Raw genomic sequence first — 19,683 nt, forward strand, 5'->3', positions numbered from 1 at the left:
CGCCGGCTCGGTCGCGCCGGGCGACGAGATCATCGTCGCCAACTCGGGCAAGACCGCCCATGTCGATCGTATCGTGACGGCCGATGGCGATCTGGAACGCGCATCAGCTGGCGATGCTGTGACGCTGACGCTCGACGCAGAAATTGACATCATACGCGGCGACGTGATCGCGTTTCCCCAGACGCGGCCTGAGGTTTCGGACCAGCTGGCCGCACACATCATCTGGATGGGTGAAGAGCCCATGCTGTCGGGTCGCTCCTACCTGATGCGTATTGGCAATGCGTGGACACAGGCCACTGTATCGACCATCAAGCACCGGCTCGACGTGAACACGCTCCAGCATCACGCTGCACGCCAGCTGGAGATGAATGAGATAGCCTTCGTCAACTTATCGCTGTCAAAGGCCGTGGCGGTCGACCCTTACGAAGAGAACCGCGAAGCGGGCTCCTTCATTCTCGTCGATCGCTTCTCCAATGCCACGGTGGCCGCAGGCATGGTGAACTTCTCGCTGCGACGCGCAACCAACATCCATCGTGAGAGCCTCGCCATCGACAAGGCACAACGGGGATCGCGACTTGGTCAGAAACCGGCTGTTGTTTGGTTCACGGGCCTATCCGCCTCAGGGAAGACGACGATCGCCCGCGAGGTTGAAAAGGCGCTGCAGGCCGAGGGCCGCGCGACATACATGCTTGACGGCGACAATTTGCGCCACGGTCTCAACCGGGACCTCGGCTTCACCGACGCTGACCGGGTTGAAAACATTCGGCGTGTTGGCGAAGTGGCCAAATTGATGGTCGATGCCGGTATGGTGGTCCTGTGTTCCTTCATCTCGCCGTTCGCCGCTGAACGTCGGATGGTGCGCGACATGCTCGAAGACGGTGAGTTCGTCGAGATCTTCGTCGATACGCCGCTCGAAGTCTGTATGGAGCGGGACCCGAAAGGGCTTTATGCGAAGGCAAAGGCCGGCGAAATCAAGAACTTCACCGGCTTCGACAGCCCGTATGAGCGCCCGGAAAGTCCGACAATCCATCTTGAAACGGTCGATCGCTCACTTGATGAGCTAAGCAAAACCGTGCTGACCACCGTGCTGGAGACGACAGCGCCGCGGTGATTGACCGAGGCACCGTCTTCTGTCCCGAACTGATGCGTTGGTCGAGGAGTACCCCATGAGTGAACCCAAATCCGCCCTACCCCTCGCGGACCTTCAACAGACGCTGGTCCCGATTGCCGTTGCCGCGGGAGCTGCCACGATCCACCACTTCAGCTCCGGCGATCTAGGGATCGACACGAAGAACGATGACAGCCCCGTCACCAAGGCTGATATCGATGCGGAAGCGATCATTCTTGCTGGGCTGGCAAAAGCCTATCCAGACATTCCTGTTGTTTCCGAGGAAGCGGCCGCTGCGGGCAACGCCCCCGACGCGGACGCGCTCTTCTTCCTTGTCGATCCGCTGGACGGCACAAAAGAGTTCATCTCGGGCAATGGCGAATACACCATCAACATCGCGCTGATCGAAAACGGTGTGCCGATCGCGGGTGTGGTGCTCGCTCCGGCAAAGGGACGAATCTTCTACGGTGATCGTGAGGGTGGAGCCCGCCAGGCAGCAGTCACCGACCAAACCGTTGGCGATTGGGACGATCTGTGCATTCGGCCAGCGCCGCAGGACGGGATTACCGCCATCGCGAGCCGCTCGCATGGCAGCAGCGAAACCAGTGCCTTCCTGACAAAGATGGGTGTTGAGAACACCGTGAAAGCGGGATCATCCCTGAAGTTTTGCCTCGTTGCATGCGGCGAAGCGGACCTCTACCCGCGTTTCGGTCGCACGATGGAATGGGATACTGCCGCCGGAGACGCAGTCCTCCGCGCGGCGGGCGGCCTTGTGTTGTGCGAGGATGGTGAACCGCTGGCCTATGGCAAACAGCAGCAGGCGACCGACAGCGATTTTGCCAATCCGCACTTTCTAGCGATCGGCTGTGGCAGCCTGAAAGACAAGATCAGCGCCGCTCGCTGACCGGCTCCGCACCGCACTCGCTTACTCGATGAACGTCAGGTCGCGGGCGATCTGCTCGATCTGGGTACACAGTACCGTCCGGGCGCTCGGGCTCAAACCCTCGATATCGCGCTCATGAACGCCGCGCATGAAATTGAACAAACCGTTGAAGCTGAGATCTTGGGGCGATACTGCAGCGCGGACGACCCGCGAAATTGCAGCGCGGTCGTAGCTGAACCCACAAACGTCCTCAAACACGATGATTCGCGCCAGCTCCGACGCCAAGGTCTGACTGTTGAGCGCGCCCGCAGGACTAGCCGACAATAACAGGATAAGGCCAACGATCGTTGCGCGCATGATGTCCAAGCAATCACGTGATTTGGCGAACAGTATGCATGCCCATTTGGCGAAACAATAGCGGCGGCGGCGCACGTTTGAATTGCGAAAGATAGCGGGCTCTGATCCTGTGTCTATGCGGATCAGGCCCCGCTGGTGCCGGGCACCAGTTGAACCGCTCATACACGGCTGTCACGGCGGCGGGCGAGAACAAGAACGACAGGATCTCAAGCGATGGATGGCCTGAGCTTAACGCCGATTGTGGCCACACTCATCTTCGTCGCATCGTGCCTGTTCGGCCATCGATACCGCAGCGTTTGGAAAGCGGAGGGTCCCCGCTGGAAACTATGGCTCTACGGATCACTTACAGCAGCCGGGTTCATGACCCTGGGCTTCATCCCACTGTCCCTACCAACCTAAGGGCGTCCGGGCCTTTATCCGACGACGAGCTGCTTGAGCTGGAGCGCCTCGTGCTCGACTTCGCTGAGCCGATAGCCCACGACGTCACCTATCGTCACCATCGCGGTCAGCTTGCCGTCCTGCACAACCGGCATATGGCGGAATCGCCCCGCCTGCATCTTCTTGAGGACGGAGACGAGATCATCATCGGGGCCGCAGGTAATGACGTCCCGCACCATGATCTCTTCCACAAGCTTGGGTAGCGTCTGGCCGGGAGTGTCGGCCAATTTGCGCACAATATCGCGCTCCGAAAGGATACCGCATAAGGCCCCGTCCGCGTCGGTGACAACCAGCGCTCCAATACCGTGATCGCGCAAGATCTCTGTGGCGCGGCCAAGCGTGTCATCGGGCTGGATCGAAATGATCCCTCCCCCCTTGTGCTTTAGCAGTGCGGCGACCTTTGATCGTGAATCTGTCAAGTTGCTCGATTTACTCTGGCTGTGCGTTTTGACTTTTATGGAGTCCCCACGAATGGGCGGCCGATAAGATGCTGGCATGTAGCTGCCTCCGCTTGCAAAGGTCATACTCATGTTTGGCCGACTCCAACCGTTGGGGGGTGGGAGGTGAAGTGGAGCCAGTCTTCGTGTTGTCGAGTCTCTTTCGTGGATGAATTGACGTAAAGGCGATCACGTTTGCGCAGATGGCGCTGCCGAAACCGCTATCGGCTCACCAGCAGCTTCCATATCACGCAACATTTTTCTGGCTCTCGGGCACTGCAATCGTTCGCGCAGCGGACTATCGGGGTCGATGTCTTTCTTGCAGACAACGCACTTATCAGCGTCGCTGATCGCATTCAGCCCGCCGCAGCTGCCCTTTATGGTCTTACCCATCAGCATGACGCCAAGCGCCATGCCGACCATGATCAGGAGCATAAAGGCGAAGGCAAACACAAAAGTAGACATTTCTTCCGCCCCTCTCGTGCCGGTCTAGGCTGCAAGCGCCTCAAAACGGGCGTTCGCCTGGGTCGTGAATTGCAATCCCTCAGCGTTTGTGTCGCGCTCAACAAATAGAACGCCAATGCCGTTCTCATCGGCGATCTCAAGGCCACGCCCCCGGCCCAAAATCAGCATGGCGGTCGCCCAAGCATCGGCAAGCATTGCGTTGTCAGCGAGCACCGTCGCCGACGCCGTCTTGTGCGTGATCGGGCGACCCGTCGTTGGATCGATGATGTGCGAATAACGCTCACCGTCGCGCTCAAAATAGTTGCGGTAATCGCCCGATGACGCGAGGCCGACACCCGAAACACCAACGACATCGATGACGCCGCCAGACAGGGCGGAAGGCCGTTCAATGCCGATTTGCCAAGGCAGTCCTGACGGATTGCTGCCCGAGGCATACAGATCACCACCGATCTCGACCATGTAGTTCTGGGCTCCAAGCGTCTCGACCGCGCGACCAATTTGGTCGGCACCATATCCTTTACCGATTGCAGAAAGATAAACCTGCGAATCGGGCCGCCGCTTGCGCAAGGTAGAAGCCCCAACCTGCAGCGTATTGGCGTGACCGGCCCGAAGCTTGGCCGACGCAATTTGATCCGCGCTGGGCATCCGTTGGGAACCTGACGCCCCGAAGCCCCAAAGCTCAATGAGTGGGCCAATCGTGGTGTCAAAGGTCCCTCGGCTTGCGACATTGACCGCTTCCGCCGCGCGCATCACCTCAGACAAGGCCGGAGATACCGTCACATCGTCGGTGCCCGAGCGCGCGTTGAACTGGGAGATCTCAGAAGACTGGTCCCAGTTCGAAAGCTGCTTGTTGACGTCAAGCAAGGCCAGATCGATGGCGCTGCGCAGTTCGCTTTCGCTGATGCCGATACCATCGTCGATAACGACAACCTTGTAGGTCGTACCCATCGTCAGGCCCGAAACTTCCGAAACGTCGCGCCCAAACTTGCAAGCGCCAAGCGCTAGCGGGAAGGCCAGGAAGCCGCGACGGGAGATTTTCAGCAGATTTGTCACTGATATACCCTTGTTGATGCATTGCGCGCACGCATGCACGCCGAAAACGGTATGATCCTCAACTTAAGAGCCATTCCAACAAGAAGAAATTAGCGGTTCTGCGAATATCGAACCGGTATCAGTCTGTGCTGTCATATGCGTCGGGAGAAACTTTATTTTCGCGAAGGCAGGTGACCGTGAAGCGTTTTTCGCTGCGCAAGGGTTTGAACATCCCCATCTCCGGGGCGCCAAGGCAAGAGATTACGTCGCACGTGGTGCCGCGCGTTGTTGCCATTCTTGGAGACGACTACATCGGGCTTAAGCCGCGTCTGGATGTTGAAGAAGGCGACACGGTCGGACCGGGCACGCCGATCTTTGCTGACAAGGACCATCCGGACGTTCAGGTGGTGTCTCCGGTTGCCGGGCAAGTCTCGACAATCAACCGTGGCGCGCGCCGCAAGCTGATCAGCATCGAAATCGATGTTGGTGATGGAGCTGAAGCAGTCGATTTCTCGCAGGTAGGAGATAGCTCGACCCGGGACGGACTGGTTGAACGGCTTTGCGCGGCGGGTGTGTGGACCTCTTTCAAGACGCGCCCCTATTCCAAGGTTCCTGCCCCGGATACGAGCCCGTCGGCGATCTACGTCACCGCGATGGACACCGAGCCTCTCGCCGCAGACCCGGCACTGAGCATCAACGAGGAGCCTCAGGCCTTCGAGAAAGGCCTCGAAGCGATCACACGTCTGTCCGACGGCATGACCTATCTTTGCCAAGCGGAGGGTGCGCAACTTCCAGGCACCGACATTACAGGTGTGGAGGTTGCCGCGTTTTCCGGCCCGCACCCCGCCGGCCTCGCAGGTACACACCTGCATTTCCTTGAACCGCCTGCTGGCGACAAGCCGGTTTGGACCATCGGCTACCAAGATGTGCTGGTGATTGGACGGCTGCTTCTCACCGGTCGGTATGACCCGACCTGTGTGATCGCGCTCTGCGGTCCGGCATGTGCCGACCCAAGGCTGGTCCGCACCATCGCAGGGGCATCGATGACGGAGCTGACCGTAACGGACCGCCCGATCGATTTTCCTGTACGCATGATTTCCGGCTCAGTTTTGAGCGGGCGGATCGGTGAAGGCACAAGCGCCTATCTTGGTCGGTATGCACGGCAGATCACGCTCATTGAAGAAGACAACAAGCAGATCCCGATGGGCTGGATACGACCCATGCGGACCAAATACGCCATTCAGCCCGTGCTGGGTTCGGCCTTTTTCCGGCGCGAGTACGCGCTGACTTCGAACCTCAACGGCGGTCGGCGCGCGATGGTGCCGATCGGAACGTTCGAGCGGCTCATGCCGCAGGACTATTTGCCAACGCAGCTCCTGCGCGCGCTGCTGGTGATGGATACCGACCAAGCACAGGCATTGGGAGCCTTGGAGCTGGACGAAGAGGATCTGGGCCTCGTCGGCTTCGCCTGCCCAGCGAAATATGAATACGGGATCGCTCTGCGCGATTGCCTCACCAAGATTGAGAAAGAGGGCTGATCCGTGGGTTTGCGGGCATTTTTTGATTCCATCGAGCCGCACTTTGAAAAGAACGGCAAGTGGGAGCGCTACTTCCCTGTCTATGAGATGGTGGAGAGCTTTCTGTACACACCGAAGACGGTAACGACCGTCGCGCCACATGCGCGCTCATACATCGATATGAAGCGCATCATGACGTACGTGGTGATCGCCACCGTGCCGTGTATCGCCATGGCGATGTACAACACCGGCTATCAAACCAACCTTGCGATCATGGAATTTGGAGCCTCGGGTTGGCGCGCTGCAATCCTTGCGGCACTGGGCGTCGGTTTCGATCCCACCAACATTTTCGCCAACGTCGCCCATGGGTTTCTGTATTTTCTACCGATCTATGTGACGACGCTGGTCGCGGGCGGCATTTTCGAAGTGCTGTTTGCGACGATCCGAAAGCATGAGGTCAATGAGGGCTTCCTCGTTACCTCCATGTTGTACACGCTGATCGTTCCAGCCACGACGCCTCTTTGGCAGGTGGCGCTGGGCATCATCTTCGGGGTCGTGATCGGCAAGGAAGTTTTCGGCGGGACCGGCAAGAACTTCCTCAACCCCGCACTAACAGGCCGCGCATTCCTGTACTTCGCCTACCCCGCCCAAATGTCAGGCGACAGCGTATGGGTGCCGGTCGATGGCTACACCGGTGCCACGGGCCTGGCCGTGACCGCAGCCGAGGGTGTCGAGGCACTGGCAACGCGGGGCATAACCTGGTGGGACAGCTTTATCGGCGTCATCCCCGGCTCGTTGGGCGAAACGTCCGCACTGGCTGCAGCCATCGGGCTTGTCTTCCTGCTGGCGACGCGGATCGCAAACTACAGGATGGTCGTTGGCTGTTTGGGCGGCATGATCGGGTTCTCGTTGCTGCTGAACTTTATCGGGTCGGACACCAATCCGATGTTCGCGATGCCCTGGTACTGGCATCTTGTGCTTGGCGGGTACGCTTTCGGCCTCGTCTTTATGGTGACCGAACCGGTGTCAGGCTCTCATACCAACCTCGGGCGCTACATCTACGGGGCGCTCATCGGGGTCATGGTTGTCCTGATCCGGGTCCTCAACCCTGCCTTCCCGGAAGGCATGATGCTCGCGATCTTGTTCGGAAACGTCTTCGCTCCACTGATCGATCACTTTGTCATGCAGGCGAACATCAAGCGTCGTGCGCGGCGGCAGGCGGGAGCTAGCAGCCATGCTTGAAGATGTAACACCTGGTAACGCGCCCCAAAAAGGTGCAATCCGCCGCTTCCTGGAGATGTCACCGGATTCGGTGCCCAAGACGGTCTTTGTTGCCGTCGCCGTATGCCTCGTGGCCTCAATGGTGGTTTCGGCAGCTGCAGTGGCCTTGCGCCCCTTGCAGGAGATCAACGCTCTTAAAGACAAGCAGATCAACATTCTGCAGGTGGCCGGCATCTATGATCCGGGCGTCGATGTTGTTGAAGCGTTTGAGGCGTTTGAACCGCAAATCCTTGAACTAGAGACCGGAACCTTCACCGATCAATTCGATCTGGCAACTTTCGATGATCGGTCAGCGGCTGACGATCCGGCGACATCGATTGACCTGACCGACGACCCTGCGGGGATCGGCCGGCAAGCGCAGTTCGTAACGGTCTACCTACTGCGAGATGATGCTGGAGACATCGACAAGGTGATTCTGCCGATCCATGGCTATGGGCTGTGGTCGACCTTGTACGGCTTCATCGCGCTCGAAGAGAACGGCAACGATATCTTCGGCCTGCAGTTCTACGAGCATGCCGAAACACCGGGTCTCGGTGCTGAGGTGGATAACCCACGCTGGATGTCACTGTGGAACGGCAAGCGTCTCGCCGATGATGATGGCGTGCTGCAAATTTCGGTCAGCAAAGCCGCGCCGGCGGCCGGTGGCGACTATCATATCGATGCACTGGCTGGCGCGACGCTGACCACTGTCGGGGTCCACAATCTTGTCAATTTCTGGATGGGCGAAGCGGGATACGCAGCCTTCCTAGAGAACCTTCGCGAAGGGGGGGTCTAACCTATGGCGCACAAGCGCGTGGAAATGCTGACCGACCCGCTGGTCGATAACAACCCGATCACGCTTCAGGTACTCGGTATCTGTTCGGCGTTGGCGGTTACGTCATCGCTGCAGGTCGCTTTCGTGATGGCAATCGCCGTGACAATGGTGACCGGCTTCTCGTCAATGTTCATCTCGATGATCCGCAGCCAGATACCCGGTTCCATTCGGATCATTGTGCAGATGGTGATCATCGCCTCGCTTGTGATCATGGTCGACCAGTTGCTCAAGGCGTTTGCCTTTGAAATCTCGAAAACGCTGTCGGTTTTTGTTGGCTTGATCATCACCAACTGCATCGTGATGGGTCGCGCGGAAGCCTTTGCCATGAAAAACCCGCCCATCGATAGTTTCATCGATGGCGTCGGCAACGGTCTGGGCTACGGCTTGTTGCTGATGCTCGTCGGCTTCATTCGCGAACTGTTCGGCTCGGGAAGCCTGTTTGGCATCACCATCCTTGAGACCGTGAACAATGGCGGCTGGTACATTCCCAACGGCATGCTGCTCTTACCTCCCTCCGCGTTCTTCATCATTGGCCTGTTAATCTGGGCGGTCAGGTCCTGGAAGCCGGCGCAGGTCGAGGAGCGCGAGTACAAGATCCAGACGGTGGAGGCGCACTGATGGAAAACCTGGTCTCCCTCGCCGTAAAGGCAATCTTCGTCGAAAATCTCGCGCTGTCGTTCTTCTTGGGCATGTGCACCTTCATCGCTGTCTCGAAGAAGATTTCAACGGCGATCGGGCTGGGCATCTCCGTGATGGTTGTTCAATCGATCACAGTGCCGGCGAACAATCTCATCCTCACCTATCTGCTCGCTCCAGGCGCCTTTGCTTGGGCAGGGTTCCCCGATGTCGATCTCACCTTTCTGGGCCTCATCTCCTACATCGGTGTGATTGCGGCACTGGTGCAGATCCTCGAAATGGTGCTCGATAAGTATTTCCCGCCGCTCTACAACGCCCTCGGCGTGTTCCTACCCCTGATCACCGTGAACTGCGCCATCTTGGGCGGCTCTCTGTTCATGGTGGAACGGGGCTACGACTTTACCGAATCGGTTACCTACGGCGTCTCGTCAGGCTTCGGCTGGGCGCTTGCCATCACAGCGATGGCCGGTGTCCGCGAAAAGCTGAAATATGCCGATATACCCGACGGGCTGCAGGGCCTTGGCATCACCTTCATCTCGGCGGGCTTGATGGCCCTCGCCTTCATGTCGTTCTCCGGCGTGAAACTCTAAAGGACTATCGGCATGATCACCTTCGGCCTCGGAATTGCGCTGTTCACAGCCATTGTCCTGACCCTGGTTACCGTCATTCTCGCTGCTCGTTCGCGGCTGGTTTCGAGCGGCAACGTCAACATCACCATCAACGGCGAGAAAACGATTTCCGTCCCCGCCGGTGGCAAACTTCTGCAGACGCTCGCCGAACAACAGCTGTTCGTACCGTCCGCATGCGGCGGCGGTGGAACATGCGCTCAGTGTCGCGTTAAAATTCACGCCGGTGGCGGCTCCATCCTGCCGACCGAGGAGAGCCACATTACCAAGCGTGAGGCGTCCTGCGGGGATCGGCTGTCTTGCCAGGTAGCCGTGAAACAGGACATGGAAGTCGAGGTCCCCGAAGAGGTCTTCGGCGTCAAAAAGTGGGAGTGTACGGTCCGCTCGAACGAGAACGTCGCGACCTTCATCAAAGCACTCGTTCTTGAGCTGCCCGAAGGGGAAGACGTGAACTTCCGCGCTGGCGGCTACATCCAGATCGAGGCACCAGCTCACCGCGTGTCCTACAAGGACTTTGATGTTGAAGAAGAGTACCGCGAGGACTGGGACAAATTTAATCTGTGGCAGTACGAATCGATTGTCGACGTGCCGATCGAGCGCGCCTACTCGATGGCGAATTACCCGCTCGAAAAGGGCATGATCATGCTCAATGTGCGCGTTGCCTCGCCGCCACCGGGAAGCGAAGGCATACCGCCGGGCAAGATGTCCTCCTTCATTTTCAATCTGAAGCCCGGCGACAAGGTGACGATCTCCGGTCCGTTCGGTGAGTTCTTCGCACGCGACACGCAAAAAGAGATGGTGTTCATCGGCGGCGGCGCTGGCATGGCGCCCATGCGAAGCCATATCTTCGATCAGCTCAAGCGTCTCGAAAATCGCGACCGCAAGATCACGTTCTGGTACGGCGCACGCTCCAAGCGCGAGATGTTCTTCGTTGAGGACTTCGACGAGCTCGATGAACAATTCGAGAATTTCAGCTGGCACGTCGCCCTTTCGGATGCGCTGCCTGAGGACAATTGGGACGGCTACACCGGCTTCATCCACAATGTGCTGCTTGAGGAATACCTCAAGGACCACCCTGCGCCAGAGGACTGCGAGTATTACATGTGCGGCCCACCGATCATGAACGCGTCCGTGATCAGCATGCTGTTGGAGCTTGGCGTTGATCGGGAAGACATCATGCTGGACGACTTCGGCGGCTAACCAGTCCCCCTCCTTTTCTCACACCCAAAACACCCTCCAAATCTCGCTTTTGGGGGTGTTTTCTTTTTGGGCCGCCGATTACCGAAGCCGCCCAGTGCCTCAGGGCGCGTTTAGTTGGACAAACGATCAAAAAGTGAGCCGGAAGGTCCGTGCGAACCAAGAGTAACGCGCAGACGATACCGGCCGCGCTATGGCTATTGACGCGTCAGTGTTTGGCCTGGCCCTGCCTCGACTTCGATGAGCACCTCGTTACGGCGCAGAAAAGCTGGGGTGAACGGATCATTGTAATAAGCAAAGACAGGCTCGTCGGAGGCCTGAATGCGCTGGCTGCTCATCCAGCGCTTGAGCTGCTCAGTTTGCTCGCCAAACACACTATCGGTCCATCGGCCGGAGAACCGTACCGCCGCAACCGTCCGTGCGGGAACCGTCTCGAGCCGAACGTCACCGGTTGGTGCCGGAAGGTCGTCCACAGTCCGGCCTGCTGGCATGATGAAGGAAACCGTCCAGCCTTCGCCAACGGGCTGCTGGGTCACCGGGGCGGTCATAGCAATCTTCTCACCGCCGCGCTGCTTGGCGAAAATATACTCGGCCAAGGGCGAAAAGCTGGTCCGGGTCGCAGAACCGCGTGAGCCGACCGCATCGATGCTGGCCAGCGTCAGTTCGGGGTAAGAGCGTAACTCGAATGGTCCGTCACGGGTGATCGTTGTGTATTCAGGCTGCTCGACCGATGTGCTTGACCAGTACCAAGCACCTGCGACGGCGGTTGCCGTGCCCGCTAGCGCGATCCCAGAAATAGCAAGAAGGTTCATGGCGTTCCCATCCGAGATCGATGTTGCACGGCTAACTCAAGCCGCCGCTTAGAACTGGCTTCCAAACGCATGAAGACAAGAGCACGATGGCCGATCAGACCAAATCGGTGGCAGCAGACGGACACACCCCGTCTCCGTAATATCGGACTGTTAGGACAACCTAGACATCCTACGCGTCGTGGAACATCACCAACTTTGGGGTCTAGGTTTCTCACCGATCCACATCTCGCACTGCCTGTGTACAGCAGCGGGGCTGATCGGAGCTCGCGTCCCGCCCAGACCCTGGCCCGATAGCTTATCAATGCTCGAAAATCAGGCGCCCACCCTCACGATGGCAGGTCGATAAACCCGCACTTGCGTGGCGTTCAAACTGTCACGCGGCTCTTGAAACACGACTTATCGCGTTCAGGAGACGCAGCTCTGACTGGAACCGCAAAGCGTTTGGATCTTCCCCGGTGAGGACGTATCACGCTTTCCGGATCGCATAACAAAGCCCGAACGCATTTGAAGCGCGTCGGTTCCTACAACCGCCTTCCGGCGGCTAAGCCAGCACTTCGGGTGCCGGCCAGCCGCCTGGCGTCAGCTCTTGAACTTGCGAATTTCGCCAGACTTAAGGCGCTCCATGTAGCTGTTCAGCTCACGCTTGACGAGCGGCATGAGAGCGTACAGCGCGATGATGTTTACGACAGCCATGGCGAAGATCGCCGCATCGGAGAAGTCGATGACCGGCCCGAGGCTTGCCGCCGCGCCGATGACCACAAAGATGCAAAAAATGACCTTGAACACCAGCTCCTTGGATTTGCCTTCGCCGAACAGATAGGTCCACGCCTTTAGTCCGTAATAGGACCACGAGATCATCGTCGAGAAAGCAAACAGCACCACCGCGATCGCCAGTATGAAGGGGAACCATGAGAAGGCGGACCCAAAGGCTGCCGATGTCAGCGCCACCCCGGAGTTGCCATCAACTGTCTGAATTGCGGTGCCGGCCTCATTGAGGATGTACAATCCCGTTTCGGCATCGAGCATCAGTTGACCGGTGATGATGATCACCAGCGCGGTCATCGTGCAGATGATGACCGTATCAATGAACGGTTCCAGAAGGGAGACGAACCCCTCGGTGATCGGCTCTTTCGTGCGAACCGCAGAGTGCGCAATCGCAGCCGAACCGACCCCTGCCTCGTTGGAGAACGCAGCGCGACGGAAGCCCTGTATCAGCGCACCGACGAGGCCGCCGGCGACGCCGAGACCGGTGAACGCACCTTCGAAGATTTGTCCAAAGGCCCAGCCGATCTTGTCTGCATTGAGCAACAGGATAACCAGGGCCGCCAAGACGTACATGACGCCCATGAACGGCACGACCTTCTCGGTCACCTTGGCGATGGATTTGATGCCGCCGACAATCACAGCAAAAACCACTGCGGCGAAGACAATGCCCGTAATCCAGCCCGGATAGTCACCGGTGATGGCGGATATCTGCGCATGGGCTTGGTTGGCCTGGAACATGTTTCCGCCGCCAAGTGCACCGAGGATACAAAAGATCGAGAATAGCACGGCCAACACCTTGCCGCCCGGAAAGCCCCGTTCGGCAAAGCCCTTGGACATGTAGTACATCGGCCCACCGGACACGGTCCCGTCATCGTACTCGTTGCGATACTTCACACCGAGCGTGCACTCGGTAAATTTCGACGCCATCCCCAGCAAGCCGGCCATGATCATCCAGAACGTGGCCCCCGGACCGCCAATGCCCACCGCAACCGCGACGCCGGCAATGTTTCCCAAGCCCACCGTTCCAGACAGCGCTGTTGCCAGCGCCTGAAAATGGCTGACCTCGCCTGCGTCGTCGGGATCGGAATAATCACCTTTGACGAGTTGGATGGAGTGCCAGAAGGCGCGAAGCTGGATGAAGCCAAAATAGAGCGTGAAGATACTGGCGGCGATAACAAGCCACATCACGATCCAAGGGAAGTTGGTCCCTGGAAGCGAAGAAAAGATAAAGCTGACAAAAGGGCCAGTTGCCGCGGCGAACACGTCGTTCACCGCGTCATCAATACCTCCAGCCTCCTGCGCCAACGCAAAGGGCGCGCTGCTGACCAGTGCAATCAGAGCCAACATAACGCTGGCGATCGAGGTGCGTCCAAACATATCAGATCCTCACGAAACGACGGTGACGGGAACGCTAGCGTTCATCACAAGGTTCACAGTTGAAGATCCGAAGATCCGCGAAACGACACCGGCTTCCGAAGTCCGGCCAACGACGATCTGGTCGGCGCCCTGTTCCTTCGCGAGCCGCTCAAGGGTCTCGGCGACGTCGCCATGTTTGACGATCCCAGTGACGCTGAGCCCGCTATCCGAGAGGGACGCCACCGCAGGGTCAACCACACGCTCCTTCGCGGCTGAAACCTCTTCTTCCCGCCGCTTGTGACGCTCGGCGTTTTCTTCCGCAGTCTGGAAGGTAAAGGGCGACCACTCGATCACATAAACAAGAACAAGTGCTGACCCCTCGACCAGCTGCGCCAGCCTCTTGGCATAGTCAATGGCGCGCACCCCTGAGCCGCTACCATCGACCCCCACAACAATTTTCACCGACATCTCGTCCCCCGACGTTGGTCGTTTCCGGTTGCCGGACAAGTTGTTGGCTCGCTTGGGAGCGCACAGCAAAGTTATTCGGCAAACTGAGCGTCAGGCTTTTTTTCCCCAGACGCAAGCCAAATTGTTGCGCACGGCCGAATAGGAATTAGCCACAGCCAGTCGATCTACGTACTAATGCTTGCGTGGCTGGGGGATAGCTGGAAAGCGATGGAACGGTTCCATTCACAGGGCTCGATGCCAAGCTAGCGCTCGTCAAAGATGGTGCATGACGCACCCAGGCAGACTTTGCTGCATAGATGATCGGACAGGACGCAGGGGGAAGACGATGTGCTTGGGGTGACCGCAATTGGTGCTTAACCGTTGAACCAAGAAGCCGCTGGCGCCGGTCCGAAATGGGCCCGCACAGCCTCGGTTAAAGCACGCTTTTGCGTTCGCGCACGGGCTCCATCGACACAAAAGTGGACGTCGACGCAACGTGCGGCAACTGGGAGATCTGTTCGCTCAGCACCCGTCGGTAAGCCGTGATATCGGTGGTACGCACCTTCACCAGATAATCGAAATTGCCCGCAATCATGTGGCATTCTTCGACTTCAGCGATGCCGCGCACGCCCTCATTAAAGGCACGCAAAGCCCGCTCCCGCGTATCAGACAGGCTGACTTGGACGAAGGCAACGTGTTCCAACCCAAGCTTCTGCGCGGATAGTTCGGCCCTGTAGCCTGTGATGATGCCGACACGCTCCATCCTTTTGACGCGCCCCGCCACCGGCGTCTTGGACAAACCAACTCGCTGAGAAAGCTCGGTGGTCGAGATGCGCGCATGCGAGCCCAGAATTCTCAGGATCGCAAAATCAATATCGTCCAGGTCATCACTGTCATTCATGTGATTGCACTGCAGATAACCGATTTCTTGGATAAATCGTCCACTGATGAAGCTAATTTGGGCAAACACACTACACTGAAATTGGTACCATCGCGCAATAGCGGAGGTGGCCATGCTAGAGATTCAAGCGCGATGGGACAGCGACAAGCGGGCGGACGAAACCAAGCTTCTGAAACTTTTGGCGGCGGCGGCGGCGCTATCCCAGACCGACCGTCAGCACATTGTTGCTGAGGCGGCAGCGCTGGTTTCGCGTATTCGAAACTCCTCCCATCCCGGCTTAATGGAATCGTTCCTCGCTGAGTACGGCCTATCCACCGACGAGGGCGTCGCCTTGATGTGTTTGGCTGAAGCGCTGCTGCGCGTCCCAGATTCCGCGACGATAGACGCGCTCATCGAGGACAAGATTGCCGCTTCCAACTGGTCCAAACACCTGGGACAGTCGTCATCCCCGCTCGTCAACGCGTCGACCTGGGGCCTGATGCTCACCGGCAAGGTGCTTGATGATCATGAGCAAGGGATCGCGGGAACCCTTCAGGCGATGGTGCGCCGGTTGGGAGAGCCCGTCATTCGATCGGCCGTAGGTGCTGCCATGCGGGAGATGGGTCGTCAGTTCGTTCTCGGGCAAACCATCGACGATGCAATGGCGCGGGCCTCTGGCCAAGAGGCGAAGGCCTACACCTACTCATACGACATGCTGGGCGAAGGGGCGATGACGGCCGCTGACGCTGCGCGGTATGCGGACAGCTATGCGCAAGCGATCGACGCGATCGCGAACGCTTGTAGGCACGATGATATCGCCGCCAATCCCGGCATTTCGGTCAAGCTGTCAGCCCTGCATCCGCGTTATGAGATGGCGAAGGTCCCCCGGCTGGAAACAGAGCTTCTCCCGGTTGTTTTAAAGCTTGCGGGCAAAGCTGCAGCGGCAGGCATGGGGTTGAACATCGACGCAGAGGAAGCCGACCGGTTGGCCGTCTCGCTGTCCGTGATCGAAACAGTGATGCAAGAGCCAAGTCTAGCGGATTGGGATGGCTTTGGGGTTGTCGTTCAGGCGTATAGCCGGCGCGCTACCGATGTGATCGCCCGCGTTTACGAGATGGCCGAGCGGTCCAATCGCCGGATCATGGTGCGGCTCGTAAAAGGCGCTTATTGGGACACGGAGATCAAGCACGCGCAGGTGCAAGGATTGGATGGCTTCCCCGTCTTCAGCCGCAAGGCAGCGACCGATGTGAGTTACCTTGCCTGCGCGCGGCAACTGCTTGAATTGACGGACCGCATCTACCCACAGTTTGCGACCCACAACGCGCACACGGTCGCAGCTGTGCTGCATATGGCCCGCGAGTTGCCGATAAGCGCCTATGAGTTCCAACGCTTGCACGGGATGGGCGAAGAACTCCATGCGCTGGTCAAGGGCGACAAGGGCACCCGGTGCCGGATCTACGCACCTGTAGGTGCACACCGAGATCTCCTCGCTTACCTTGTGCGGCGTCTGCTGGAGAACGGCGCGAACTCATCGTTCGTCAATCAGATCGTCGATGAAAGCGTGCCGCCGCAGATCGTCGCGCAATGCCCCTTTGAGACCTTGGCCACCAGTGACCGGTCGAATGAACCAAACGTTGTCAATGGCCCGGACCTGTTTCAGCCGGAGCGCGCAAACGCTACGGGTTTCGACTTGAGCAGCGTCGTTGAGCTTGAGCGGATCAACACCAACAGAAAGCGCCCGTCTGACCTCAATGTTGCGCCGCGCCTGGTTGGCAAAGCACAACAAGGCGATTTCGAGCTCCTCATGAACCCATCCGATGGGTCGACCCTCGGACAGGTTCGCTTGGCAAGCGCCCAAGATGTTGAGACAGCACTCACTGGCGCGGCAGTCTGGAACGCTTCTGCAGACGAGCGTGCCGATGTGCTGAGGAAAGCGGCAGACCTCTATGGGGCTTCTTTCGGCGACATTTTCTCGATCCTCGCATGCGAGGCCGGCAAGACCTTGCCCGATGCCGTTGCCGAGCTTCGTGAGGCCGTTGACTTTTTGCGATACTACGCGGCCAGGGCCACCGAACTCAAAGACCCGCCTCGCGGAACCTTCGTCTGCATCAGCCCATGGAACTTTCCACTTGCGATCTTTACAGGTCAGATTTCCGCAGCGCTTGCCGCCGGCAACGCAGTCATCGCGAAGCCCGCTGAAACAACACCGGCCATCGCAGCCCTCGGCATCAGCTTGATGCACGAAGCTGGCGTGCCCCATTCAGCGCTTCAATTCCTCCCCGGCCATGGCGCAAAGATCGGCACGCGCCTCACCTCTGATCCCCGTATCGCTGGCGTTGCTTTTACTGGCTCAACCGCCACGGCCCGGCGCATCCAACAGACCATGGCCGAAAACTGCGTACCGGGTACCCCGCTGATTGCCGAAACGGGCGGCCTCAACGCGATGATCGTCGATTCAACAGCGCTGCCGGAACAGGCGGTGCGGGATATCGTGGATTCAGCTTTCCAGTCAGCCGGGCAGCGCTGTTCCGCTCTACGCTGTCTGTACGTGCAGGAGGATGTCGCACCCGCTTTGGAGCGCATGTTGATTGGTGCCATGAACGAACTTTCGCTGGCTGACCCGTGGAATATCGAAACGGATATCGGCCCGGTCATCACAAAGAACGCCAGAGATGAGATCAACCGATATGTTCAGGCTGCGCAGGCTGACGGCCGCTTGATCCATGCCCTGTCCGCTGCCGATGGCGGTTGCTTCGTTGCGCCGTCGCTTATCCGGGTGAAAGGGATTGCGGACCTCGATCACGAAGTCTTCGGCCCGGTCTTGCATGTCGCCACCTTCAAGGCGCCCGAACTGGATGCGGTGATCGACCAGATTAACGCAACGGGCTATGGCCTGACCTTTGGCATGCACAGCCGTATCGATGATCGGGTTCAGGCGGCTTCGGATGCCATTCACGCGGGCAATATTTACATCAACCGCAATCAGATTGGCGCAATCGTCGGCTCTCAGCCATTCGGCGGTGAGGGCCTTTCCGGAACTGGTCCCAAGGCTGGTGGTCCAAACTATGTTCGGCGGTTCGTGCGAAGCGCGGCCATGCCGACCGAGGGCCGCTGGGACCGGGCGGCTGACATCCAAGATGTTGCGGGCCGCTTGGCCCGACCCTCTTTGGGGGGCACGGGCAAAACAACCCAGGAGTTGCCGGGACCAACCGGGGAGTTGAACAGCCTGTCAACTGTTCCACGCGCCCCTGTTCTATGCCTTGGACCAGGTGGCGACATGGCAACGAAGCAAGCAACCCTCATCGAGCAGCTGGGAGGCAGCGCAGTCGCATCGAACGGCAGCCTTGAGCCCGAACAGCTCAAGCAGCTCACCCCGTTGGGTGGGGTCTTGTGGTGGGGGGACGAAAGAGTTGGTCAGGCCTATGCCAAAGCTCTTTCTCAGCGCGACGGTCCGATTGTGCCGCTGATCTGCGATGCTCCAGACGCCGCGCACGCCCTGTTTGAGCGACATCTGTGTGTCGACACCACGGCCGCGGGCGGGAATGCAAAACTCCTTAGTGGCGAGGGAGCCTAACGGGCATCATCCCGGCCTGAAGGTGAGCAGAGTGCGGTCCAAGCCGCTCTTTTATGGGCAGTCGCGCCTGTGTGGTCCGGTTTTATTTCTCGTGGATGGCTGGCAACCGAACGCCGGATGGCGTCGGCTTAACATGCACGAAAAGCGAAGGGGCGTGTCCGAACTCAGATTCTTTTGAACCGTTTGTTCTTGCGGGACGACGAAGCGGTATCTCGACGGCTTCAGACGCACCGAACGTGGTGAGTGGAGGGTCGGCGAGAACCTTTTTCGCAGCAACCCAAGAGAGACGAAACCATGGCACGCTTCAACCTATTCAACCTGATCTTCGGCAACGGCAATACGCAAGGTACAAACAAGAACGACCTGATCATCGGGTCACTTGGCGACGACGATATCGACGCCAAGGATGGCGATGACATTGTTCTTGGACTGTCCGGCGATGACAAAATCGACGGTGGCCTTGGCAATGATTTGATCCTTGGCGGCTCTGGCGACGACACCGTCCATGGCGGCGACGGCGAGGACACGCTTTACGGCGGGTCCGGAGATGACATTGTTGCCGGCAACAAGGGAAACGACGACATGTTCGGCGGGCATGGCGACGACCTTCTCGTCTGGAACAATGGCGACGGGTCGGACCTGATCGACGGCGGCTTGGACCATGACGTCCAGCAGGTAAATTTCGACACCGATCTGGTCAACACCGACCTGCAGAACGATGATGTCGCCGAATTCTCCGTAACGGATGAGGGCATCCAGTTTGCTCGGACAGAGCTCAACGGCCAGAGCGAGTTTGGCCTGTTCCAGCTCGATATCCGCAACACCGAAGAGCAGGAGACCAACTTTGGCGGCGGTGACGACACCGCCGTGATCACCGGCGACGTGCTGAATGAAATCAAGCTTGACCTCGATGGCGGCGACGGCGTCGACACGCTTGACCTGTCGCAGGCCTCGGAGGCGGTCGACGTGAACCTCGTTCAGGAGACGCTAAACGGCTCCACCGTCGAGAATTTCGAGAACGTGACGGGAACCGCCTTCGACGACACGATCGGCGGGGA

Annotated in this window: 19 protein-coding genes; 11 read left to right on the forward strand and 8 right to left on the reverse strand. The window is 58.7% G+C overall.

The genetic code is table 11. The features are described from left to right. On the forward strand, positions 1-1,111 hold a 1,111-nt coding region (cysC, locus tag AAF739_17725), incomplete at its 5' end, for an adenylyl-sulfate kinase (protein ID MEM6384508.1). 55 nt (positions 1,112-1,166) lie between these two features. Continuing rightward, positions 1,167-2,012 (forward strand): 3'(2'),5'-bisphosphate nucleotidase CysQ, encoded by an 846-nt coding sequence (gene cysQ, locus AAF739_17730; protein ID MEM6384509.1) that lies wholly within the window; start codon positions 1,167-1,169, stop codon positions 2,010-2,012. Between the two features lie 21 nt (positions 2,013-2,033). On the opposite strand, the gene AAF739_17735 is transcribed toward cysQ, so the two are convergent. Then, positions 2,034-2,348 carry a hypothetical protein gene (locus AAF739_17735; protein MEM6384510.1) on the reverse strand — a complete coding sequence of 105 codons (315 nt, stop codon included), beginning with the start codon at positions 2,346-2,348 and terminating at the stop codon, positions 2,034-2,036. Positions 2,349-2,561: 213 nt separating this feature from the next. On the opposite strand from AAF739_17735, the gene AAF739_17740 reads away from it, so the two are divergent. Continuing rightward, positions 2,562-2,747 carry a hypothetical protein gene (locus AAF739_17740; GenBank protein MEM6384511.1) on the forward strand — a complete coding sequence of 62 codons (186 nt, stop codon included), beginning with the start codon at positions 2,562-2,564 and terminating at the stop codon, positions 2,745-2,747. 14 nt (positions 2,748-2,761) lie between these two features. On the opposite strand, the gene AAF739_17745 is transcribed toward AAF739_17740, so the two are convergent. The 3 genes from AAF739_17745 to AAF739_17755 form a co-directional block, all read right to left on the reverse strand. Next, positions 2,762-3,283, reverse strand: a complete 522-nt coding sequence (locus AAF739_17745; protein MEM6384512.1) for a CBS domain-containing protein — start codon at positions 3,281-3,283, stop codon at positions 2,762-2,764. A 129-nt stretch (positions 3,284-3,412) separates the two neighbouring features. After that, a complete protein-coding gene (nqrM, locus tag AAF739_17750) occupies positions 3,413-3,688 on the reverse strand; it encodes a (Na+)-NQR maturation NqrM (protein MEM6384513.1) in 276 nt (91 codons plus the stop codon). A gap of 24 nt (positions 3,689-3,712) precedes the next feature. Beyond that, entirely contained in the window at positions 3,713-4,741 is a 1,029-nt protein-coding gene (locus AAF739_17755; GenBank protein MEM6384514.1) for an FAD:protein FMN transferase, read from the reverse strand. A gap of 176 nt (positions 4,742-4,917) precedes the next feature. Here AAF739_17755 and AAF739_17760 point away from each other — a divergent pair, with 176 nt between their 5' ends. The 6 genes from AAF739_17760 to nqrF are packed head-to-tail and all read left to right on the forward strand — an operon-like array spanning position 4,918 to position 10,794. Beyond that, entirely contained in the window at positions 4,918-6,258 is a 1,341-nt protein-coding gene (locus AAF739_17760) for a Na(+)-translocating NADH-quinone reductase subunit A (GenBank protein ID MEM6384515.1), read from the forward strand. A gap of 3 nt (positions 6,259-6,261) precedes the next feature. Then, on the forward strand, positions 6,262-7,479 hold the full coding sequence (locus AAF739_17765; GenBank protein MEM6384516.1) for an NADH:ubiquinone reductase (Na(+)-transporting) subunit B: 1,218 nt from the start codon (positions 6,262-6,264) through the stop codon (positions 7,477-7,479). Beyond that, positions 7,472-8,293, forward strand: coding sequence for a Na(+)-translocating NADH-quinone reductase subunit C (locus AAF739_17770; protein ID MEM6384517.1), 822 nt, complete (start codon positions 7,472-7,474; stop codon positions 8,291-8,293). The genes AAF739_17765 and AAF739_17770 overlap by 8 nt, the downstream gene beginning before the upstream one ends. Positions 8,294-8,296: 3 nt before the next feature. Next, the gene (locus tag AAF739_17775; GenBank protein MEM6384518.1) at positions 8,297-8,950 is read left to right on the forward strand and encodes an NADH:ubiquinone reductase (Na(+)-transporting) subunit D; all 654 of its coding nucleotides are present in this window, start codon (positions 8,297-8,299) and stop codon (positions 8,948-8,950) included. Next, entirely contained in the window at positions 8,950-9,558 is a 609-nt protein-coding gene (nqrE, locus tag AAF739_17780; protein MEM6384519.1) for an NADH:ubiquinone reductase (Na(+)-transporting) subunit E, read from the forward strand. The genes AAF739_17775 and nqrE overlap by 1 nt, the downstream gene beginning before the upstream one ends. A 12-nt stretch (positions 9,559-9,570) precedes the next feature. After that, positions 9,571-10,794: an NADH:ubiquinone reductase (Na(+)-transporting) subunit F gene (gene nqrF / locus AAF739_17785; protein ID MEM6384520.1), complete on the forward strand. Its 1,224-nt coding sequence runs from the start codon at positions 9,571-9,573 to the stop codon at positions 10,792-10,794. A gap of 194 nt (positions 10,795-10,988) precedes the next feature. Here nqrF and AAF739_17790 read toward each other — a convergent pair whose 3' ends face one another. The 4 genes from AAF739_17790 to AAF739_17805 all read right to left on the reverse strand — a co-directional run bounded on the left by AAF739_17790 (position 10,989) and on the right by AAF739_17805 (position 15,072). Next, entirely contained in the window at positions 10,989-11,603 is a 615-nt protein-coding gene (locus AAF739_17790; protein ID MEM6384521.1) for a heme-binding protein, read from the reverse strand. 579 nt (positions 11,604-12,182) lie between these two features. Next, positions 12,183-13,715 carry an alanine/glycine:cation symporter family protein gene (locus AAF739_17795; protein MEM6384522.1) on the reverse strand — a complete coding sequence of 511 codons (1,533 nt, stop codon included), beginning with the start codon at positions 13,713-13,715 and terminating at the stop codon, positions 12,183-12,185. Positions 13,716-13,754: 39 nt separating this feature from the next. After that, complete coding sequence (locus AAF739_17800) at positions 13,755-14,192, reverse strand: universal stress protein (protein ID MEM6384523.1); 438 nt, start codon at positions 14,190-14,192, stop codon at positions 13,755-13,757. A 412-nt stretch (positions 14,193-14,604) separates the two neighbouring features. Further along, positions 14,605-15,072 carry an Lrp/AsnC ligand binding domain-containing protein gene (locus tag AAF739_17805; protein MEM6384524.1) on the reverse strand — a complete coding sequence of 156 codons (468 nt, stop codon included), beginning with the start codon at positions 15,070-15,072 and terminating at the stop codon, positions 14,605-14,607. A 112-nt stretch (positions 15,073-15,184) separates the two neighbouring features. Between AAF739_17805 and putA the strand changes: the two genes are divergently transcribed. Both putA and AAF739_17815 read left to right on the forward strand, forming a co-directional pair. Further along, positions 15,185-18,625 carry a bifunctional proline dehydrogenase/L-glutamate gamma-semialdehyde dehydrogenase PutA gene (putA, locus tag AAF739_17810; protein ID MEM6384525.1) on the forward strand — a complete coding sequence of 1,147 codons (3,441 nt, stop codon included), beginning with the start codon at positions 15,185-15,187 and terminating at the stop codon, positions 18,623-18,625. Between the two features lie 294 nt (positions 18,626-18,919). Then, positions 18,920-19,683: iron-regulated protein frpC (locus AAF739_17815; protein MEM6384526.1), on the forward strand; the 764-nt coding region annotated here is incomplete at its 3' end.

The sequence above is a fragment of the Pseudomonadota bacterium genome, from assembly GCA_039024915.1.
Taxonomy (GTDB): domain Bacteria; phylum Pseudomonadota; class Alphaproteobacteria; order Rhizobiales; family MH13; genus MH13.